This window comes from Terriglobales bacterium, from assembly GCA_035487355.1.
Lineage (GTDB): Bacteria > Acidobacteriota > Terriglobia > Terriglobales > Acidobacteriaceae > QIAW01.
In genome coordinates this window covers 31,849-51,706 of sequence record DATHMF010000030.1, presented here as the reverse complement: position 1 = coordinate 51,706, position 19,858 = coordinate 31,849, and the positions used below count along the sequence as shown (strand labels likewise).

Genomic DNA, 19,858 nt, shown 5'->3' with positions numbered 1-19,858 from the left:
ATATGCAGCTCAAGCTACGGCCCTTGGGACGCAGTGTTGTATTTCTGCTCGTCCTTGTTCTCATCGCGACGGTATTTGCCGCCGAAAGACCACGCCTGCGGGTGGATGACTACGTCATCAACGCGGCGGTTACACCCCGGTCGCATCATCTGCACGCTACGGCGCAGGTCAAGTTCACGGCGCTGGATGATATCAACAGCGCTGTCTTTGAACTGCACAATGCCTTGCGGGTCAACCATGTAACCGGCGCTTCTGGAGAGAAGATACAGTTTGAACGCATCAGCCAGGACAACTCCGTACGCCTCACTCTGCCTAAGACCCTGGCCAAAGATGACAGCACAACCCTGACCTTCGACTACGATGGCGCACTCGGCTCGGCCGATGATAGCCCGGTGGAAGGGCTGAAGCTGGCCTACATCGGCGAAGACACAAGCTACCTGTTGTACGCAGGCCGATGGTTTCCGGTAAATGGATATGGCATTAACCGCTTTACCGCCAAGATTAACGTCGCGGTCCCTGCGGGATACACCATCGTGGGCAGTGGACGAACTACACCGTCAACTCCCATAACGATGACCATAGAACAACCCGCTGCCGCGCCGGAAAACACTGCGAATGACTCTTCCAACGAAGGAACCGCGCCTATTCTGCGCCGCCGCGCTGCGGAAACTCCGGCTACCCCGAATGTCGCAACTACCAGGCGAAGCACCACCAGAACTCGCAGGACGACCAGTACCGCTGCCAAGACTGCGCCGCCGGTGACTACGCACTCAGTGGCTCCCACCGGCAGTACAACTTTCAGCTTCGCCTGGCAGAAACCCAGCTTTCCTGGCACGCTTATCATCGGGAAATTTCAGGAGACCGCCAGTCAGTTAAATGGGGCGAACATCCATGTCTTCTTCCCTACTAACCACGCCGGATTCGCCACCTCGTATGCCGAAACTGCTGGTAAAGAGTTTTCTTATTTCTCTTCCATGTATGGGCCGGCTCCGTCTTCAACTCTGAACATTGTGGAGTTACCGGATGACACGGTTCCCTACGCCTGGGCCCCGGAGGTCGCGGCCATCGCCAGCCGCGCGGTAAACGCTAAAGTTGACTACCGCCTTTTGGCCAATACCATAGCGCACCAGTGGTGGGGCGCAAGCGTAAGTCCATCCTCAACAGAGGACGGCTGGCTGCGCGACGGCGCCGCGCGCTATGCCGAGGCGCGTTATATTGAGTCCGCCGCCGGTGAAGCTGGTTACGAGGAAGCAGTGAAAGACATGGAAGTGGGCGCGCTTGCCTATGACAATATCCCTCTGGCTAGTGTAGGCAAGTTGCCGCCATTTTCGCCGGAGGCGCAGTCTCTCTCCAGCGACAAGGGCGCCATGATGTTCGAGATGCTGCGCTGGGTCATGGGAGACGAACCTTTCGACAATACCATGCGCCAGTTCGCCATGCAGTTTGCCGGAAAAGCGGCCAACAGCAATGATTTCCGGCAGATTGCAGAACAACATTTCGGTGACCGCCTGGAGTGGTTCTTCGCGGAATGGCTGGATTCGACCGGCGCCCCCGAATTCAAGAACAAGTACACGGTTTACCGCATCCCGAAAGGCTTCCGTGTGAGCGGCCAGATCAGCCAGGACCTCGACTTGTTCCGCATGCCGGTCAAGCTCAAGATTGATACCGACGGCAAGCCCGAAGATAAGCGCATTGAGGTCGTGGGCACCGAGTCTCCTTACACCATTGAAACCTTCGGCATGCCGCGCAAGATCACCATCGACCCCGACAATCGTGTGCTCAAGAGTTCGGGTGACCTCAAGCTGCGGGTCGCCATTATGAAGGGCGAGCAACTCGTGCAGCAGGGCGACCTGGCGCAGGCATTGACCGAGTTGCAAAGGGCGCTGGAGATCAACAAAAACAGCTCCCTGGCCCACTATCGCATTGCCGAGGTCTTCTTTCAGCAGCGTAACTACCAGGCCGCAGCCAATGAGTACCGCGCTGCCCGTGAGGGCGATGGCGAACCCCGATGGACCGAGGTCTGGAGCAGCATACAGTTAGGGAAAATCTTCGATACCACCGGCCAGCGCAACCGGGCTGTCAATGAATACCGGCGGGCGCTCGAAACCAACGACAATTTTCAGGGCGCTCTTGATGAAGCGCGCAAATACCTGGCGGCTCCCTACCAGCGCGACAGCAAGGGCAGCAGCGGACAATAAGAACAGTCTTTAGCTGTTAGGCGGGATTTACTAAGACTGGTTTAAAGCTGTATTACCTGCGCGGTCTCAAAGGCAAAGCTGCGGCTCCGCGCTTACAGGTTCATCTGCAGTTTTGTCAGATAGTCCTACTTGGCTACTGATCTGCGGGTCGCGTACTCGTCCAGGCGCTTTTTGTAAAGCAGGAGTACGCTGGGGCCAAATGACATCAACATGATCGCAAGTCCGGTGATTATGCCGAAGCTGGTTACCACCGGCGCTGAACAATCATGTCTGCGGCGCACAATGACATGAGCGGGTACTGCTATCAGAAGTTCCAGGACGCTGCCTTTGAGCAACCACGAGATTGCCCGCGTTATCAGCGCACTGGAATTCCGGCCATACAAATAAAACACAATTATCCATGCTACCCAAATGCCGGCCCAGCAACCCAAGGCGCCGATCGCATTCACCAAGTAGTCCTTGGAAACTCCAAATAATAAACAGAGGATGGCAGCCCCCGTTAACAGAGCCAGCAATGTGGCAGTAAGCAAGCAGGAAACGAGAATATGAGCCCGGGGCTTGAGCCGTCGCCAGGACGTATCCACGGACAAAAAGAGGAGCAGCGCCTGACTGATCAGGGCGATCGCAATTGGAATCCACACCGCCCATTGTTTGTAGAGATATGGGAAGTTAATATGACCTACAGTATCAGAAGGGAGAGAAGGGAGAACTACTGCCAGCGGCGCCAAAAGAAACACGACGATCAGCGCGTAGAAGACCGTGATCACGGCACCCCATTTGAGCATGTGTCCTTCCTCCACAGCTTGTCTTAAAATCTACTTCAGCAAGCTACAATCTCTTCCTGCAAGTACTGGCCACGAAGGTGCAAACCGGAATTTCTTTTTTGACTTCGAAAACTGCAGAGATTGTACACGATAGCGCTTCCACAATTGCTGTACCCCTGCCGTGGAAGAGCCGGCCTTCAGGCCGGCGTTGAGATTCGAAAACAACTGGGCTTCAGCCCCGGTGCTTGCCGGGATACACCAATTGTGGAATTGTTCTAGTGCCATAATGATACCGTAATGGTATCATAAATGTTCATTCCGCCCTGACTTGGGTCATCATATTTCATGTGTCAAACAAATTAAGGAGACCATGAATATGACTCATCCGGAAATTTCCACCAAAAAACCACGCTGCCAGCACATCAGTAAAATCGGCGCCCGCTGCCACGCCGAGGTCCAAACCGGCAAATCCTACTGCTTCTTCCACGACCCCGGCCAGAAAAACAAACGAGCCCAAGTGCAGAAGGAAGTGCAGAAAGAAGTGCGGAAAGAAGTACGGAAAGAAGCCCGCCAAGAAGGCGGCGAAGCCCGCAGCCGTGAGGCTGACACAGCCACCATGCCTCCCGGTCTCTCCGCCATTCCCCTGGAAACTCCCTCCGACGTGGCCAAACTGCTGGCCGAGACCGTCAACCTCTTCCGCTGTAGAGAGATAGACCTCCGCGCCGCCAAAGCCATCGCCAATATGGCCAACCTCCTGCTCCGCTCCCTGAAAGAAGCCGCTCAACAAGAGCAACTGCTCTCCGGCGTTGCCGGTCATCTCGGCAAAACACCGCACTTCCACCTGAACGGCACCGATATGACCTCAAGTTTCAATTCGGAAGACACGGTCCCGGGCGCCATCACCGTGAGCCCTCCATTCCGGGCCAACCAAGAGAAAGAAGGTAAGTAAACAGACTGAAAAAAGCAGTTCCAAAGAAATCTTGCAGGCCGAAGCTTCGGAAGTTGTAAAGACGAAGCTTCAGAAACCACGAAAAAAGCCCGCTCTTGTCATTCCGACATGGAGTGGAGGAATCCCTTTTGTGCCAAAAATCTTTAATGCTCGAATCGCGGCCGCTTACAGCGTTCATTTGGCATTCAGGTGAGCATTTCCGCCCATGGGTATAGTGTAGTCATAGACGAAGTGATGCGTTAACACTGCGACATCAATACATTCATCTACTGCCACGCTTCGACCTTCTACCTGTCATTGAATCAAAACAACTTACGATGCGCCCCTTAGCAAGCAAGGGGGGAGGGGGGACAAGATTCAACGACAACAGATTACGTTCTTAATTTAGGGCTTAAGATAATTCTTTTGACATCTTGATGAAGTGGCAAGGCTGGCTGATTTTTACATGAGCTGGGAATGGGGCGGTTCCGGTCTCCACGTATCCCAGGCGATGGTAGTAATCTGGCAGTTCTTTCCGCAGATTCACGATCTGAATATCAACGCCACGGGCTCCGGCTGCGCGGCAGTGATCTTCCGCAATCGTCATGAGCCAGGTGCCTAACCCGGAGCGCCGCCGGACAGGTTCTACGGACAGCAATCCCAGGTAGCAGCGTTCACCGCGGGGCTCCAGGTACACACAACCCACAAGTGCCGCGCCGTCTTCGACGAGTAGAAATTCTCCGTTACTCATCATGCTCCGCACTTCTTCAGGGTTGGTGCGATCTTCAGTGGTAAAGATAAGTCGTTCGAGGCGAAAGGCATCGTTGACCAGGCGGGCAACTGCTTCTGAGTCCACGTTGGCTGCAACTCGCAGGCGCAGGTCAGCAATCTCTGTTCTTTTATTCATTCCCAGATGACAAGAAAGCTGGACGGACAAAAATCGTAAATCGTACTTCACAAATCGTAATTCCCTATTCCCACTCAATGGTGCCGGGTGGTTTGGAGGTAATGTCGTAGACCACACGATTGATGCCTTTGACTTCATTCACGATGCGGGTGGAGATGCGGGTAAGGACGTCATGCGGCAGGTCCACGACGTCGGCTGTCATGCCGTCTTCCGAGTGCACAGCGCGGACGGCGCAGGTGTAGGCATAGGTGCGCATGTCGCCCATCACGCCTACTGACATCACCGGCAGCAGCACCGCGAACGATTGCCATATCTTGTTATAGAGTCCGGCTTTCTTGATTTCGCTGACGACGATGTCGTCGGCCTCTTGCAATAGTGCCACGCGGTCGGCTGTCACTTCGCCCAGAATACGCACAGCCAGTCCCGGACCAGGAAAGGGCTGGCGTTGCAAGATTTCTTCCGGCATGCCCAGGTCGCGGCCGATGCGCCGGACCTCATCTTTGAAAAGGTCTTTGAGCGGTTCGATGAGCTTCAGCTTCATCTTTTCGGGCAAGCCGCCAACGTTGTGGTGCGATTTGATGGTTTGCGAGAAACCGCGCACCGGGCGCGATTCGATGACATCGGGATATAACGTGCCCTGCACCAGCCAATCCACTTTGCCGATAACCTGCTCGATGCGTTGGGCTTCGTCGTCAAAAACAGCGATAAATTCATTGCCGATGATCTTGCGTTTCTTTTCCGGGTCGGTCACACCGGCAAGCTTGGAAAGAAACCGTTGTGAGGCGTCTACCGCCACCAGGTTCAGTCCCAGACGATCGTGCAGATTTTGCTGAACCTTCTGAAATTCGTTTTTGCGCAGCACACCGTTGTTCACGAAGACGCAGGTCAGGCGGTCTGCGATGGCGCGGTGGACCAGGACAGCCGCGACGGCAGAATCCACGCCACCGCTCAGAGCGCAAATGGCCCTGCCCGTGCCCACGGTTTCACGAATCGAAGCCACGGTCTCATCGATGAATTTTTGTCCAGTCCAGTTGGGTTCGACATGGCAGATTTCAAAGACAAAGTTGCGCAACAGCTCAGTTCCTATTTTGGTGTGGTGCACTTCGGGGTGGAACTGTACTGCGAAAATCTTTTTCTGCTGGTCTTCCATGGCAGCCAGCGCATTTGAAGTCTGGGCGGTGCGCTTGAAGCCGGGAGGCAGATCAAGGGCCTCGTCGCCGTGAGACATCCATACCTGCGATGAGCGCGGCAGGTTCTTAAAGAGTGGTGAGCCGTTCAGCAGCTCAACCTCGGCGTATCCGTACTCCCGCTTTTCGGCGGGACTCACTTTGCCGCCCAGCTTATGGGCGATGAACTGCAATCCGTAGCAGATGCCAAGCACGGGGACGCCAAGCGACAGAACGCGCTCATCCGCCGGAGGAGCATCTTTGTCATAGACCGAGCTTGGCCCGCCGCTCAGAATGATGCCCGCCGGCGCGTAGCGATTAATTTCTTCCAGTGTCGCCGTGCAGGGCAGTACGATTGAAAACACATTCTGTTCGCGCACACGCCGCGCGATAAGCTGCGAATATTGCGCGCCAAAATCGAGGATGACGATGCACTGGGCGGGAGCTTGAGTCTGCATGGTTTGATTTTATCAGTCCAAATACAGAGGGAAAGCATTTCTTGATTTCGCAAATGGCCGTCTCGGGTATGCCGGCTGCACGACCAAGGCCGGCAACCCCCGAAGAGGCGGCTGCCCGTGATGCAAAGAACGTCACAGGATTGTTAAGATAAAGTTTGCGCGGAAGCCGGCTAACGTCTTTTCGCGCGGCTTAGCGTTCTGATAACTTGAGGTCACAGCCAATGTGCAGGAATATCAAAACCCTCTTCAACTTCGATCCGCCCGTAACTCCGGAAGAAACCCGAGCTGCTGCACTCCAGTTCGTGAGAAAAATCAGCGGCTTTAACAAACCCTCCAAGGCCAACGAAGCCGCGTTCCTGGCAGCAGTCGATGAAGTAGCCGACGTTTCGACTCGTCTTCTCCGTTCGCTCGAAACCAACGCACCACCCAAGAATCGGGAAGAAGAAGCGGCAAGAGCGAAGGCTCGCGCCGCGGAGAGATTCGGTGCTTGAGGTTGCCCAGTACGTGCGGCCAAGATCATGAATGAATGTGGGCAGGTAAGTGAAACTGTGGATGTGCTTTATCTAAAGCCTGACGGCCCTTCAACAAATACTTCTCGAAATTAAGATACTGGACCTGTCGATCTCGGCTTTTCCCGTTCGACGTCTAAATAGAGCGAGGATTCAGCCGGTCAGAACCCGTCGGAAGCCCAGCTCAAGCCAAAAAATACATAGGAGAAAAGACGATGAAAGTCATAGTACTAGTCAAAGCCAGCAAAGACTCAGAGGCGGGGGTTATGCCGAGCACTGAGCTGCTTACGGCAATGGGGAAATACAATGAAGAGCTGGTGAAGGCCGGCATCATGCTTGCGGCCGAGGGGCTGCACCCGAGTTCGAAGGGCAAGCGTGTCAGGTTCTCGGGAGCCAAGCGCACCGTGATTGACGGACCGTTCATCGAGTCGAAGGAGCTGATCGCCGGCTTCTGGCTATGGCAAGTCAGGTCAATGGAAGAGGCGGTCGAGTGGCTCAAGCGCTGCCCCAATCCTCACCCCGACGAGACCGAAGTCGAAATTCGCCGGGTGTTTTCGCCCGAGGACTTCGGCCCCGAACTCACTCCCGAGCTGAGGGAGAAGGAGGCGCGCCTGCGCAAGCAGGCATCCGCAAAAAAATAGGCATAGAGCGGATCTGTCGTGTCGATTTTGCCGTTCGTTGTTCGACGTATCAATAGAGCAGGATTTACGGCCAAGCCGGCCGGAATCCTGGCCAACCCAAAAAACATAAGGAGCTATAAAACGATGAAATTCATGATGATAGTCAAGCACTCCGAGAAGCAGGGGCCCCCTCCCAAGTCGCTGATGGATGCTATTGCGAAGGCCGCCGAAGAGGAAGCCAAAACCGGCGGGATGCTCGGAAGCGGGGGGCTCGGGCCAAGTGCGCTGGGGGCTCGCGTCCGGGTCTCCGGAGGGCAGGTGACCGTAACCGATGGGCCTTTCACCGAGGCCAAGGAGGTTATCGGTGGCTATGCGCAGTTTGAGTTGAAATCGAAGGAAGAGGCGGTCGAATCGGCGGTCCGCTTCATGGAACTTCACAAGAAACACTGGCCGGGTTGGGAGGGCGAGACTGAGGTTCGTCAGATGTGCGGGCCGGAAGACTTCGCTCCCAAGGGATAGGAGCGCCTGGCTGAAGCGCTTCTCAGGTCCTGGAACCATGGCACAGAGTGTCACGGCCTTGCGCTGAAGCATTGAACATGGTGTGATCGGTAGTCATGACGACTACCGATACCCATGGCGCAATTGACGCGGTCTGGAGAATCGAATCGCCCAAGCTCATCGCCGGTCTGGCACGGATCGTACGCGACATCGGTGTTGCCGAGGACCTCGCCCAGGACGCTCTGGTTGTGGCGCTCGAAAAATGGCCGCAGTCGGGCATTCCGGATAATCCGGGCGCCTGGCTTATGGCTGCCGCCAAGCACCGTGCCATTGACCATCTCCGCCGAAACCAGCGGCTCGAGCGCAAGCACCAGGACCTCGGTTACGAGTATGAGGCCAGGGAGATGTCTGTGCCAGATCTCAATGCCGCGATTGACGATCCCATCGGCGACGACCTGCTGCGCCTCGTCTTCGTCGCCTGCCATCCTGTGCTCTCCTCCGAGGCGCGCACTGCACTCACACTACGTTTGCTCGGGGGTCTCACCACCGATGAAATCGCCCGCGCATTTCTTGTGCCGGAACCGACCGTGGCCCAGCGGATTGTCCGGGCCAAGCGGACCCTGGCCGATGCAGGCGTGCCTTTCGAGGTGCCCCGCGGAGCAGAGCTTGGCGCCCGTTTGTCCTCGGTGCTCGAGGTGATCTACCTTATCTTCAACGAAGGTTACTCGGCAACCGCCGGTGATGACTGGATGCGGCCCGCGCTGTGCGAAGATGCGCTTAGACTCGGGCGCATTCTGGCCGAACTCGCCCCCAATGAGCCGGAGGTGCATGGGTTGGTCGCACTGATGGAGATTCAGACATCGCGTTCAAGAGCTCGGGTAGGCCCCTCGGGCGAGCCTATCCTGCTGCTGGATCAGAACCGCGCTCGTTGGGATCATCTCCTGATCCACCGTGGCCTCGCCGCGCTCGAACGCGCCGGCAAGCTCGGCCGTGCGCATGGCCCATACCTGCTGCAAGCTGAGATCGCCGCCTGTCACGCGCGAGCGCATACCTCGGAGGAGACGGACTGGGAGCGCATCGTGGCGCTCTACGCTGAACTCGCCGAAATCACACCTTCCCCGATCGTGGAGTTGAACCGTGCGGTGGCGGTCGCGATGGCACGCGGTCCGGCAGCCGGTCTTGAGCTGGTGAACGAGCTGACCTCCGACCCGTCGCTTCGCAGCTATCATCTATTGCCCAGCGTTCGCGGCGATCTGCTGAGAAAGCTCGGACGCCTCGACGAGGCCCGCGCCGAGTTCGAGCGCGCGGCGTCTCTTACACGCAATGCGCGCGAGCGCGCTCTGCTGCTGGAGCGCGCCCGAACGTGCGCAGGCGGCGCGGCGCCCGCCAGGCCGCAGTGACGAAAGCTTGAAGGCAAGCCAACCAAAGCAATGCGCGGCATTGCACTAACATATACACGCAAGCGAGGTGCGGCCATGCTCTGTAACGCGTGTGGAAGGGCGACGCCTCTTTTGCTGCACTACACTGTATTGGCTGCGCAGTATCAACTATGGCTTTGCAACGGGGCTGGAGTTCTGTTCAATAATCTTGAGATAGGCTGCCAGGCGCGCGACATAAAGAAAATCAGCCAGAACAAAGTAGGCCAGCATAAGTGCTATGAGCAGTGCGAGAATGATCGTGTTGTTGCCAAGTATCCCGAGAAACACGCCGAGCACAATTACGGCGAGAAGCGCAGCCCCACGGGCCGTTCCATAAACCCCACTGATAGACCAATAGGCCCTTGCGTTTGCACGCAAGCTGCGAAAGGTGGCGGCTAGCGAGGCAAAGGTTCCCTTTTGTTCCTGCACGGCAAAGAGCGGCGCCAGCGAGAGCACCCAATTCAAGATTGACCATACGATGATGATCAGCGGCAAAGCGATGAGCACAATCGCAAGATACAGAAGCAAATCGGGCTCTTCCGGATTGTAGGGAGGGCGGGTTGCAAGCATATCCGCGCCCACGACGGTAAGTACCGCGACAATCATCGTAAACAGAAAAAGTAAGACGCGCAGCAGTGTCAGCCCGGCTACAGCGGTCGTATTGCTGCGCTTCTGCAAAATCTTCAGGGTTGCCGCGCGTCCCCAGGTAGCGGCGGCTATCCAGAGAACCGCCATTGCCGGGAGCAACACCGCGAGCACGAGGCAGAAAACTTTCCAGGATAGATACAGGATCTTGGCAACGGCGTTGGGAGTTTCGTGAAGATCGAGATTGTGAAGCGCCGCCCAGTCGGCATCGGAAATGGTTACGCGATGGAGTATGCTGGCGATTGCCTGCAGCAGCAATAACAGCGCTGCAAGCCCGAAGCTCCAACGCCAGATGACTTCTACGAGAACAAGTTTTGGATTCTCACGCGCCAGCCGCCAGCCGGCACGCGATGGAGTTTCGTTGTTCATACGCCCGGTTAGGATACCAGCAAAGTGTGGCACGGGAGGGCGGCAACCAGGAATAGGACTCACTGCGAAAAGCGCGGAATGATTGGGGACAGGTTAGCTGTTACTCACTGCGCCAGGGAACGGTACAGCGTTTTCGGCTGCTCTCCTGCGCCAGCTCCAGTGCGCGCATGACATTGAGCGCCTGCTGGCTGGTCACGTCGATGGCGGCGCGGCCCAGGATGGCATCGCGAACATTTTCGTAGTAGCGGCGATAGTCGCCCCGCTCAGTGGGCAGCGGCTTGGCCACAACGTTACCGTCCTTTTCCGTGTAGACGGAGCCCCACTTCTCTTTGGGTTCTCCTCCCCAGGTATCGTCGCGGGGAATTTCGCCGCGTTTGAGCGCCTCTTCCTGCAGGTCGTGTCCAAATTTGACGTAAGAACCATGCGTGCCGTGAAGAGCAAAACGTAAATCGGGCCCGCAGGCCAGCATGGTCGCACGCAACGCGACTCGCAGGGATTTGTAATGCAGAGCAACGTCGAAAGCATCGTCAACCGCCGCTCCGTCCCGCTCGATGCGAACGTCGGCGGAAAGCGCCTCCGGTGTTCCAAAGAGCAGCAGCGCCTGATCGATCAGGTGCGGGCCCAGATCGAAGAGCACGCCGCTGCCCGGCTCGGCTCGCTCGCGCCATGCCCCGGGACGAAGCTGCGGACGATAACGCTCATAGTGTGCTTCATAGAACACCAGCCGCCCCAAAGTGCCGGCGCCTACCAGCTTTCTCACCGTCTGAAAATCTCCATGCCAGCGCGCATTCTGGAAAACGGTAAGCAGGCGTCCGTGTTCTTGCGCAAGCCGCACCAACTCATTGGCCTCTTGCCAGTTGGTGGCGAACGGCTTATCCACGACCACGTCCCGCCCCGCGAGTAAACACCGCCGCGCCAGATCGAAATGCGAGGCGTTCGACGTGGCGATGACCACAAGCCTGATTTCCTCGATCCCGAGCAGCTCTTCCAGTGTTGACACCACCCGCGCCTCCGGATACAGCGCGGCCGCATCTCCCCGGCTGCGCTGCAGAATGGCCGCCAGCTTCAGGCCGGGGACAGCAGAAATTACGGGAGCATGAAACACCCGGCCGGCCAAACCAAAACCAATGAGCCCAACTTGAATCATGAGTGCAAGCTCCTAGCTGCTGGCTTCTAGCTGTTCGAGAGCTATTAGGCCAACGTATAACTGATCCCTTAATGTTTTTAAATCCGCTTTAATCATGTAAAAAGAAATTGGCGGAAGGTGACCTCGTTGAGGATATGAATTCGATCCACCGTCTTTCAGGAGGATAACGCCTTCAATTCGAGGTTGAACGGCCAGCAAGAATCGTGAAGAAGATACCAGAATGCATCATCCAACCAGGTGCATTGCGCCCTGCAGCGCGCTCAGCATTTCGGGGGACGCGCTGACCCTCCGCTTAGTGCGACCACCAATGTCAATGTTCAGTTTTCCTTCTGGCAGCAGGCTGAAGAAGACGCCGTCCAATTCCAGAATTCGGTATTCCAACGGTCTTCGCAGGTGGCCCTTCCTGAATTTTGCAACCACCCAGCAGCGTTCCGTTTTCATGAGGCGGTATGTATGATATCCGACCCAAAAACTTCCTCCATTGAATTCGAGTACATCCGCTGACAAGTCCTGATTCTGCAGCACACGCAGCCACTGCTCAACCTGCGCATGCTCCTTCTCCCATCCCTCGCACTGCGCTGTTTCCCGTGCGCCAGCGCCCTTCCATGTTCGATAAATCAGCAAGAGGGTAATCGACGAACCCGCCAGCCATACGAGCCAGTAACGCGGAAAACCATTCCTCAACATGAATCCCGCCATCCAGACGACTGGGAGAATTGCCAATGCATAAACCCTATATCGCCAGGCGAACCAGAAACTCGCACTGATTAGGGCGAAGAGTATCGCCAGGACACGGGAAGTCAGCACTGTGTAGAAGGAGCCCTTTGCCTCCATGGCCCAAGAAATGATGGAGATGCTGAAGAAGATCAAACACACACGCATACCAGAAATGTATGCCTCGGTAACCAAGCAGCGCGCCGCGACGTCCAACCGGTCGACCTCAGAGAGATCTTTTTTCATGCTTGCGACGATTGTACCGGAACTTCCTTTTTGACTTCGAAAAACTGTAAGGATCGTACACTGAGGTCCCCTCCTTACGTACCGTTGATTAAACAGCTAGTGGCTAGGAGCTACTTCACAACAATATTGACCAGCTTATTGGGAACGGAGATTACCTTCACCACCTGCTTACCGTCGAGCAGAGCGCGCACTTTTTCATCGTTAAGCACAAAATCACGCTGCTTTATTTCATCTCCGGCGACATCGGCAGGAACGAGCAACCGAATACGCACCTTGCCGTTCAACTGCACGGCAATTTCTATTTCGTCCTCTTTCGCCAAAGCCGCGTCATACTTCGGCCAGGGATGCCGCAAGAGATTCGATTTTTCGCCCAATGTCGCCCAGAGTTCGTGGGCGAGATAAGGCGCGAAAGGAGCAAGCAACAAAATCAGGGTGCGTTGTACCTCTCCGAGCAAGTTGCTGGAAGCGAGTTCGCTCTCGGCGGCATAAAGTTCATTCACCAACTCCATGATGGCGGCAATGGAAGTATTGAAATGCCAGCGGCCATCGAAGTCGTCGGTGATACGTTTGATGGTCTGGTGCAATTTACGTTGCACCGAACGCAAAACCGGAGTCACTTCACTTTTTTGCGCGGCGGGCGCGTTCGCGTTGCGCATCACGAAGCGGTAGACGCGTCCGAGAAAGCGGCTTACGCCTTCGACGCCGGTATCCTGCCAATCGAGGTCGCGATCAGGCGGGGCGGCGAACAGGGTGTAGAGACGCGTGGCGTCGGCGCCGTATTTCGCGATCATGTCATCGGGCGCAACCACATTGCCCTTGTTCTTAGACATCTTGGCGCCTTCTTTAATCACCATCCCCTGAGTGAAGAGTCTCTCTACCGGCTCCGAGTTTTTTACCAGCCCCAGGTCGCGCATAACCATGGTCCAGAAGCGCGAGTAAATAAGGTGCAAAATCGCGTGCTCGACGCCGCCGATGTACTGGTCAATAGGAAACCAGTAGGAAATGGTCGCCGTATCGACCGGTTTATCATCCAACTTCGGATTCGTGTAGCGGTAGAAATACCATGACGAATCCACGAACGTATCCATGGTATCGGTTTCGCGCCGCGCCTTGCCGCCGCACTTGGGACACGTGACATTCACAAACTCGGGCACGCGCGAGAGCGGCGAGCCACCCTGCAAGGTGATGTCGACTTTGTCGGGAAGCACGACCGGCAAGTCTTTTTCCGGCACGGGCACAATGCCGCACTTATCGCAATAAAGAACCGGGATGGGCGTACCCCAGTAGCGCTGCCGTGAAATGCCCCAATCTTTCAGCCGATAAGTCACCGTAGCTTTGCCAAAGCCGCCCTGCTCGGCAAGCTGCGTCATCTTGGCCTGCGCTTCCTGACTGGAGAGGCCGCTAAACTCTCCAGAATTGATGAGCAGGCTATTGTCGGCGGTAAAGGGCAGTATGTGCTCTTCCGCGTTGGTCACGTGCGATCCATCTTCATGGCGGGGCATGATTACTACGGGGATATCGAGCCCGTATTTTTTTGCGAAGTCATAGTCGCGCTCATCATGCGCCGGAACCGACATGATGGCGCCGGTGCCGTAATCCATGAGGACATAGTTAGCCACCCAGATGGGTAGCTTCTCGCCATTGAATGGATTCACGGCAAAACTGCCGGTGGCCACGCCGTGCTTTTCAATTGCAGCGATGTCGCCGGCCTCTCTGGCTTTGCGTTGCTCGGCAATCAGCTCCCGTACTTCTGAGGAGAGGCGAGGATTTTCTGCCACCAACTTCGCCGCCAGCGGATGCTCGGGAGCAAGCTGTACCGAGGTCGCGCCGAAGATAGTGTCAATGCGGGTGGTGAAAACCGTAATGATCTCGCCACTGCCTTCGACTTTGAAATCAACGTTCGCGCCATCGCTGCGCCCGATCCAGTTGCGCTGCATGGTCCGCACTTTTTCCGGCCAGCCCTCAAGCTGGTCCAGGTTGCTCAACAACTCTTGTGCGTAGCGAGTGGTTCGCAAGAACCATTGTTCGAGTTCGCGCTGCTCCACGAGCGTATCTTCATGGCGCCAGCAGCATCCGCCCACAACCTGCTCGTTGGCCAAAACCGTGGCACACTGCGGACACCAATTAACCTTGCTCTTCTTGCGATAGGCCAACCCCCGCTCCAGCATCTTGAGAAAGAACCACTGGTTCCAGCGGTAGTAATCGGGAAGACAGGTGGTGACCTCTGTGGACCAGTCGTAGGCGAAGCCCAGACGCTTCATCTGCGTCTTCATATTGGCGATATTGCGCAGCGTCCACTCCCGCGGAGGAACATTGTTCTTGATCGCGGCATTTTCCGCCGGAAGGCCAAAAGCGTCCCATCCCATGGGATGGAACACGTTGTAGCCCCGCATCCACATGTAGCGGGCGAGCGCGTCGCCGATGGAGTAGTTGCGCACGTGCCCCATGTGCAGCGCGCCCGAGGGGTACGGCAGCATCTCCAGGGCGTAGTATTTCTTGCGCTGCGAGCTGGAAGGCTCAGCGGCGTAGAGTTGCGGGTCCTGCTGCCAGCGCGCCGACCATTTTTCTTCAATCGGCTGCGGATCGTAGTGCAATTCCTGGGTCGTATTGGTTACGTTCGGTTCGGTCATGGTCTTATCGAGTCTTAAATGCACTCTCGTAGAGACGTAGCTCTGCTACGTCTCTCTCTTTTAGACTAAATCATTCTGTAAGGGAAACGCACTTCCCTGAACAAAATGCTCGTCTTCTTCCCAATTCATCGGATTGTTCTGAATATAATCCCGTACGGCTGTTAAAGACGCATTGGAGCGAATAATGCGATCGTGATATCTCGGCTGCCATTGGAAATTAGGAAATCCATTGAGAGTCAGGTGAATGAACGTGATCACCCTCAATCACAACAATGCCATGAATGTGATTGGGCATGACCACAAATTCATCTACGAACACATTCGAATAATGATTGGGGATTTCGCGCCAAGAATCATTGGCAGAACTACCCAAAGGGCTCAAAACAGATTGGCCATTTCTAATCATTCCTAAGCAGCAAACCCTATTTTTGGTACAAATCGTAATGAAATACCACCCGCGGGATGTGTAGTCCCAATCTTTCTTGCGCGTGCTTTCAATTCTGTATTTTTGTTTGAAAAGTGTCATGCCAGAACTGCGAATCATTGGCGCTGCATGCAGAGACGTAGCAAGCTACGTCTCTACGGGGAAATTTCTTTAGCATTCTAATCTTTTGATTGCTCAATGATTTGCTCAATTCTCCACCAGGCTCTTTAGCGTTTCCACGTTACGCACGTCGTCGCCGGGTTCATCAATCGGGGTCTCCGCAATAAAGGCGGCATGCGCCGTGCGCGGATCATTCAGCAGGCGGCGAAAAGGCTCGAGGCCGATCTGGCCTTTGCCGATATGCTGGTGGCGGTCGAGCTTCGATCCGCGTGTGGCTTTGGCGTCGTTGCAGTGCCAGACGGCGACATTCTTCAGGCCCACGCTAGAGTCGAGCTGTGCCAGCGTCTCACGCATGCCGGATTCGCTGACGATGTCATAGCCGGCGACGTGGGTATGGCAGGTATCAATGCAAACACCCACAGGAACAAGTCCGCGCAGCTTTGCCAATAATTCTCCAACCTGCTCGAACGAGCTCCCCAGAGAATATTCCGCTCCGGCGGTGTTTTCGATCAGGATGGCCAGGTTGCCCGCCTTCAGGTCCAGGCCATTAGCTGATTCGCGAATGGCTGCCGCTACCCGATCCATGCCCTCTTCCCGGCTGCTGCCGCGAAACGATCCGGGATGCAGCACAAGATACTCGGCGCCCAGTGCAAGAGCACGCTCTAATTCAGCGCGAAAAGCTTCTATGGATTTGGCGTGGAACTCGGGATTGGTGCCCGCCAGGTTCACCAGATAATTGGTGTGGATCACCAGCGGCTTGATGCCGTATTTTTTGCGCAAGCTGCGCATCTCGTCGCACTGCGAGCGGCTCAGCAAATAGGGCTTCCACTGGCGCGGGCTGGAAGAAAAGATCTGGAAGGTATTGCATCCCAGCCGGTAGGCGCGCTCAGCAGCCAGTTGTACGCCGCCGGCAGTTGACGTATGAATCCCAATCCGCCGCGAAGTGAGCTTCGGCGGCTTTTTGGGAACGGGCAGCTTCAGAATGTCTTGTTCGTCTTTGATAGAGCGGGGTGGGGACAAGTCGTCAGTCCTTATATTGTCAATAATCAATACTCAGAAAATATTGTAGAGCCTAAATCCCAAATTCGGGGTTTACACTCTGGGCTGATGTTGCAGAGGGGGCGGGCGCTTTGCCTTTACTCAACTCCGCAATTAAACTGGGTCTTTAAGGACACACGATGTTAGTTGTTATGCAGGCGCAAGCCACCGAAGAGCAGGTGCGCGCCGTATGTGAAAAGATCGAGGCGCATGGGCTGCGCGCACACAGCATCCCGGGAGCGCAGCGCACCGCCATCGGCATTACCGGCAACCAGGGCATGGTCGAGATCGGCCTCGATGAGATGCCCGGCGTGCAGGAAGTCATTGCCGTCAGCAAACCCTACAAGCTGGTGAGCCGGGATGTAAAACCAGAAAACACGGTTATACATTTTCCTGGTTCGGATGGCGCGGAAGACACCATTGGCGGGCGCGATTTAGCCATCATTGCCGGGCCATGCTCCATCGAAAGCCGCGAGCAGGCTTTTGCCGTGGCTGAATGTGTGCATCGCCTGGGCGCGCGTTTTTTCCGTGGAGGCGCTTATAAGCCACGCACCTCACCATATTCCTTCCAGGGCATGGGAGTGGAGGGGCTCAAGATTCTCGCGGAGATTCGCCAGCGCTATGGTCTGAAGATCGTTACCGAAGCCATTGATCACGAAAGTCTAGAACTGGTGGAAGAGTACGCTGATGTGATCCAGATTGGGGCGCGCAACATGCAGAATTTTTCTCTGCTGAAGCGTGCCGGACGGGCAAAAAAACCGGTGCTGCTCAAGCGCGGCCTGGCGGCCACTCTGGAAGAGCTGCTGATGGCGGCGGAGTACGTAATGAGCGAGGGCAACTACAACGTGATTTTGTGCGAGCGCGGCGTGCGCACCTTTGTTGATCACGCCCGCAATACACTCGACCTGAGCATCGTACCGGCGGTGCAAAAGCTTAGCCATCTCCCCATCATCGTTGATCCCAGCCATGGCACCGGCCAGCGCAACAAAGTGATTCCACTTTCACGCGCCGCGGTAGCAGTTGGCGCTGACGGATTGATTGTTGAAGTTCATAACGATCCTGACCATGCTCTCTCGGACGGCGCGCAGTCACTCTTCCCCGACCAGTTCGAGCAGCTCATGAAGGAGTTGCGTCAGATTGCTGCTATTCTGCACCGTGATGTTCCCAGCCAACCTGCACAGCCTCCCCGCCCGCAGACTGCGGCGGCGCGCTAGACGCGATGAAATCACAGCATCTTTCCTTTGGCCAATTTGCGCGTTTTGTTGTGGGAACGGTGCTGCTCTTTTTCTTCGCAATCTTTTTTTCCGGTTGCACGGACACACTGCCTAACTATCCGCCCGCGTACCGGGAGTATGCCTACATCACCGACGGCAAGAGCAACGAAGTCAGCGTGATTGATTTGCTCACCTTCAAGAATGTGAAACGCATCCCGGTGGGGCAGAGTCCCACGGGCATTGTAGCCAATCCTAAGAAAAATGAAATTTATGTTGTGAACTCAGAGTCGAACAACCTGAGCATCATTGATGCCGAACGCAACGCCGTGGTGGCCACGATCGGACTGCATCGCTCTCCTTATTTCGTAGACCTCACTCCTGACAGCAAACGCGCGTACATCGCCAACGCAGGCTCAGCCAATGTTTCAGTCGTGGACCTGGATAACCGCAAGGCCGTGGGCATCATACCGGTAGGACATTCGCCCGGTGTGGTGCGGGTTTCGCCGGACGGCAAAATTGCAGTGGCTTCCAATCGCGGCGATAGCACGGTTTCTGTGATTGATACGGCGGCGATGAATGTTCGCTCCACCATTCCCGTGTGCCAGGCGCCGGAGGAGATTGTCTTTCTTCCCGACTCGAGCAAAGCCTTCATCTCGTGCAGCTCCGCCAACGAGATTGCCGTGGTGCAATTGCAGCGCGAGGTCCCTGCGCCGGCGGGCGCACCTTCGGCAACTCCGGCAGCCAAACCGACTTCGCCCAAAACGAAACCAAAAAATGGCGATCAGCAAGAAAAAGCAGCCACCAGCGATGAGCCACTCAATCAAAACGCCGACCGGCTGCTTACTTTGCTCGATGTAGGCAAGACACCCATGCATCTTGCGCTTAAACCCGATGGCGGAGAAATCTTCGTAAGTAACTTTGGCTCTGACTCCGTCTCCGAGGTGCTCACGGGAAACAATGAAGTCAGCAGCACGCATCTGCTGGGGCCGGGACCGGTGCGCTCCATCGTAACCGCAGATAATAGCTTGCTTTACATCAGCAATTTCAACGGGAATTCGATCTCCATCTACAGCATTGATGATGGCAAGCTGCTGCAGACCGTCCCGGTAGGAGATAAACCCGACGCCCTGGCCCTCACTCCCAGCCAGCAGTATCTTCTTGTGGTTGACTCCGGTTCAGGTGACGTTTCCGTGGTTCGGTATGACGGCAACGTGAGGCCTCCGATGAAGTCTTTCATCTTGTTCACGATGGTTCCGGTAGGGCTCGATCCGCGGCAGATTGTGGTCAAAGCGTTTATGCTGCGCAAACCAGTGGATTGAGAGATTGGGTCATTGAGTGATTGGGTCATTGAGAAAAATGACTCAATGACCCGATGAATCAATGATTCAATTAGCAGGGCTCTTTACACAAAATTGATCGAAAGCGTGGGTAAGGTCGGCGGCAATGGCTTGGGCTTCGCGATTTTCGATCTGGCTGCGCTGCAACATGTAAATCAATTTGCCGTCGCGCAGGATAGCAATCGAAGGCGAAGACGGCTGATATCCGGTGAAATAGGAGCGGGCTTGCTGTGTAGCTTCGGCGTCCTGTCCGGCGAAGACGCTGTAGAGTTTTTCCGGAAGCGTGGCATGTTGTAATGCCATACGAACCGCTGGACGCATGCGGCCGGCGGCGCATCCACAAACCGAATTGACTACCACCAAGGCTGTACCTTCGGCCTTCAGTGCGGCATCTACATCAGCGGCCGAGCGCAGCTCTTTCACCCCAACCCGGGTCAGTTCTTCTCGCATGGGAATCAGCATCAGTTCGGGATACATCGGCATTTTCACATCCTCCAAAAAAATCAGT

17 protein-coding genes are annotated in these 19,858 nt (G+C 55.8%); 8 read left to right on the top strand and 9 right to left on the bottom strand.

Annotation, left to right across the window (positions count from 1 at the left end):
* The first annotated feature begins 2 nt into the window (after nt 1-2).
* Nucleotides 3-2,198 (top strand): M1 family aminopeptidase, encoded by a 2,196-nt coding sequence (locus tag VK738_06965; protein ID HTD22376.1) that lies wholly within the window; start codon nt 3-5, stop codon nt 2,196-2,198.
* A gap of 125 nt (nt 2,199-2,323) precedes the next feature.
* On the opposite strand, the gene VK738_06960 is transcribed toward VK738_06965, so the two are convergent.
* On the bottom strand, nt 2,324-2,983 hold the full coding sequence (locus VK738_06960) for a hypothetical protein (GenBank protein HTD22375.1): 660 nt from the start codon (nt 2,981-2,983) through the stop codon (nt 2,324-2,326).
* A gap of 355 nt (nt 2,984-3,338) precedes the next feature.
* On the opposite strand from VK738_06960, the gene VK738_06955 reads away from it, so the two are divergent.
* Entirely contained in the window at nt 3,339-3,911 is a 573-nt protein-coding gene (locus VK738_06955; GenBank protein ID HTD22374.1) for a hypothetical protein, read from the top strand.
* 391 nt (nt 3,912-4,302) lie between these two features.
* Here the strand turns inward: VK738_06955 and VK738_06950 are convergent, their stop codons facing one another.
* Complete coding sequence (locus VK738_06950) at nt 4,303-4,797, bottom strand: GNAT family N-acetyltransferase (protein ID HTD22373.1); 495 nt, start codon at nt 4,795-4,797, stop codon at nt 4,303-4,305.
* 64 nt (nt 4,798-4,861) lie between these two features.
* On the bottom strand, nt 4,862-6,421 hold the full coding sequence (guaA, locus tag VK738_06945) for a glutamine-hydrolyzing GMP synthase (protein ID HTD22372.1): 1,560 nt from the start codon (nt 6,419-6,421) through the stop codon (nt 4,862-4,864).
* Between the two features lie 221 nt (nt 6,422-6,642).
* Between guaA and VK738_06940 the strand changes: the two genes are divergently transcribed.
* The 4 genes from VK738_06940 (at nt 6,643) to VK738_06925 (ending at nt 9,448) form a co-directional block, all read left to right on the top strand.
* On the top strand, nt 6,643-6,912 hold the full coding sequence (locus VK738_06940) for a DUF2277 domain-containing protein (protein ID HTD22371.1): 270 nt from the start codon (nt 6,643-6,645) through the stop codon (nt 6,910-6,912).
* Between the two features lie 233 nt (nt 6,913-7,145).
* A complete protein-coding gene (locus tag VK738_06935; protein HTD22370.1) occupies nt 7,146-7,571 on the top strand; it encodes a YciI family protein in 426 nt (141 codons plus the stop codon).
* A 132-nt stretch (nt 7,572-7,703) separates the two neighbouring features.
* Nucleotides 7,704-8,069, top strand: coding sequence for a YciI family protein (locus tag VK738_06930; protein HTD22369.1), 366 nt, complete (start codon nt 7,704-7,706; stop codon nt 8,067-8,069).
* A 95-nt stretch (nt 8,070-8,164) separates the two neighbouring features.
* Nucleotides 8,165-9,448 carry an RNA polymerase sigma factor gene (locus tag VK738_06925; protein ID HTD22368.1) on the top strand — a complete coding sequence of 428 codons (1,284 nt, stop codon included), beginning with the start codon at nt 8,165-8,167 and terminating at the stop codon, nt 9,446-9,448.
* A 147-nt stretch (nt 9,449-9,595) separates the two neighbouring features.
* On the opposite strand, the gene VK738_06920 is transcribed toward VK738_06925, so the two are convergent.
* The 5 genes from VK738_06920 to VK738_06900 form a co-directional block, all read right to left on the bottom strand.
* Complete coding sequence (locus VK738_06920; GenBank protein ID HTD22367.1) at nt 9,596-10,480, bottom strand: hypothetical protein; 885 nt, start codon at nt 10,478-10,480, stop codon at nt 9,596-9,598.
* A 100-nt stretch (nt 10,481-10,580) separates the two neighbouring features.
* Nucleotides 10,581-11,627, bottom strand: a complete 1,047-nt coding sequence (locus tag VK738_06915) for an oxidoreductase (protein ID HTD22366.1) — start codon at nt 11,625-11,627, stop codon at nt 10,581-10,583.
* A gap of 225 nt (nt 11,628-11,852) precedes the next feature.
* A complete protein-coding gene (locus VK738_06910; GenBank protein HTD22365.1) occupies nt 11,853-12,587 on the bottom strand; it encodes a hypothetical protein in 735 nt (244 codons plus the stop codon).
* 110 nt (nt 12,588-12,697) lie between these two features.
* Nucleotides 12,698-15,217, bottom strand: coding sequence for a leucine--tRNA ligase (leuS, locus tag VK738_06905; protein HTD22364.1), 2,520 nt, complete (start codon nt 15,215-15,217; stop codon nt 12,698-12,700).
* Nucleotides 15,218-15,848: 631 nt separating this feature from the next.
* Nucleotides 15,849-16,781 carry a deoxyribonuclease IV gene (locus VK738_06900; GenBank protein ID HTD22363.1) on the bottom strand — a complete coding sequence of 311 codons (933 nt, stop codon included), beginning with the start codon at nt 16,779-16,781 and terminating at the stop codon, nt 15,849-15,851.
* A gap of 158 nt (nt 16,782-16,939) precedes the next feature.
* On the opposite strand from VK738_06900, the gene aroF reads away from it, so the two are divergent.
* A complete protein-coding gene (gene aroF, locus VK738_06895; GenBank protein ID HTD22362.1) occupies nt 16,940-18,013 on the top strand; it encodes a 3-deoxy-7-phosphoheptulonate synthase in 1,074 nt (357 codons plus the stop codon).
* A 5-nt stretch (nt 18,014-18,018) separates the two neighbouring features.
* Entirely contained in the window at nt 18,019-19,332 is a 1,314-nt protein-coding gene (locus tag VK738_06890; GenBank protein ID HTD22361.1) for a beta-propeller fold lactonase family protein, read from the top strand.
* 66 nt (nt 19,333-19,398) lie between these two features.
* Here VK738_06890 and VK738_06885 read toward each other — a convergent pair whose 3' ends face one another.
* Complete coding sequence (locus VK738_06885; GenBank protein ID HTD22360.1) at nt 19,399-19,833, bottom strand: BrxA/BrxB family bacilliredoxin; 435 nt, start codon at nt 19,831-19,833, stop codon at nt 19,399-19,401.
* Between the last annotated feature and the right edge of the window lie 25 nt (nt 19,834-19,858).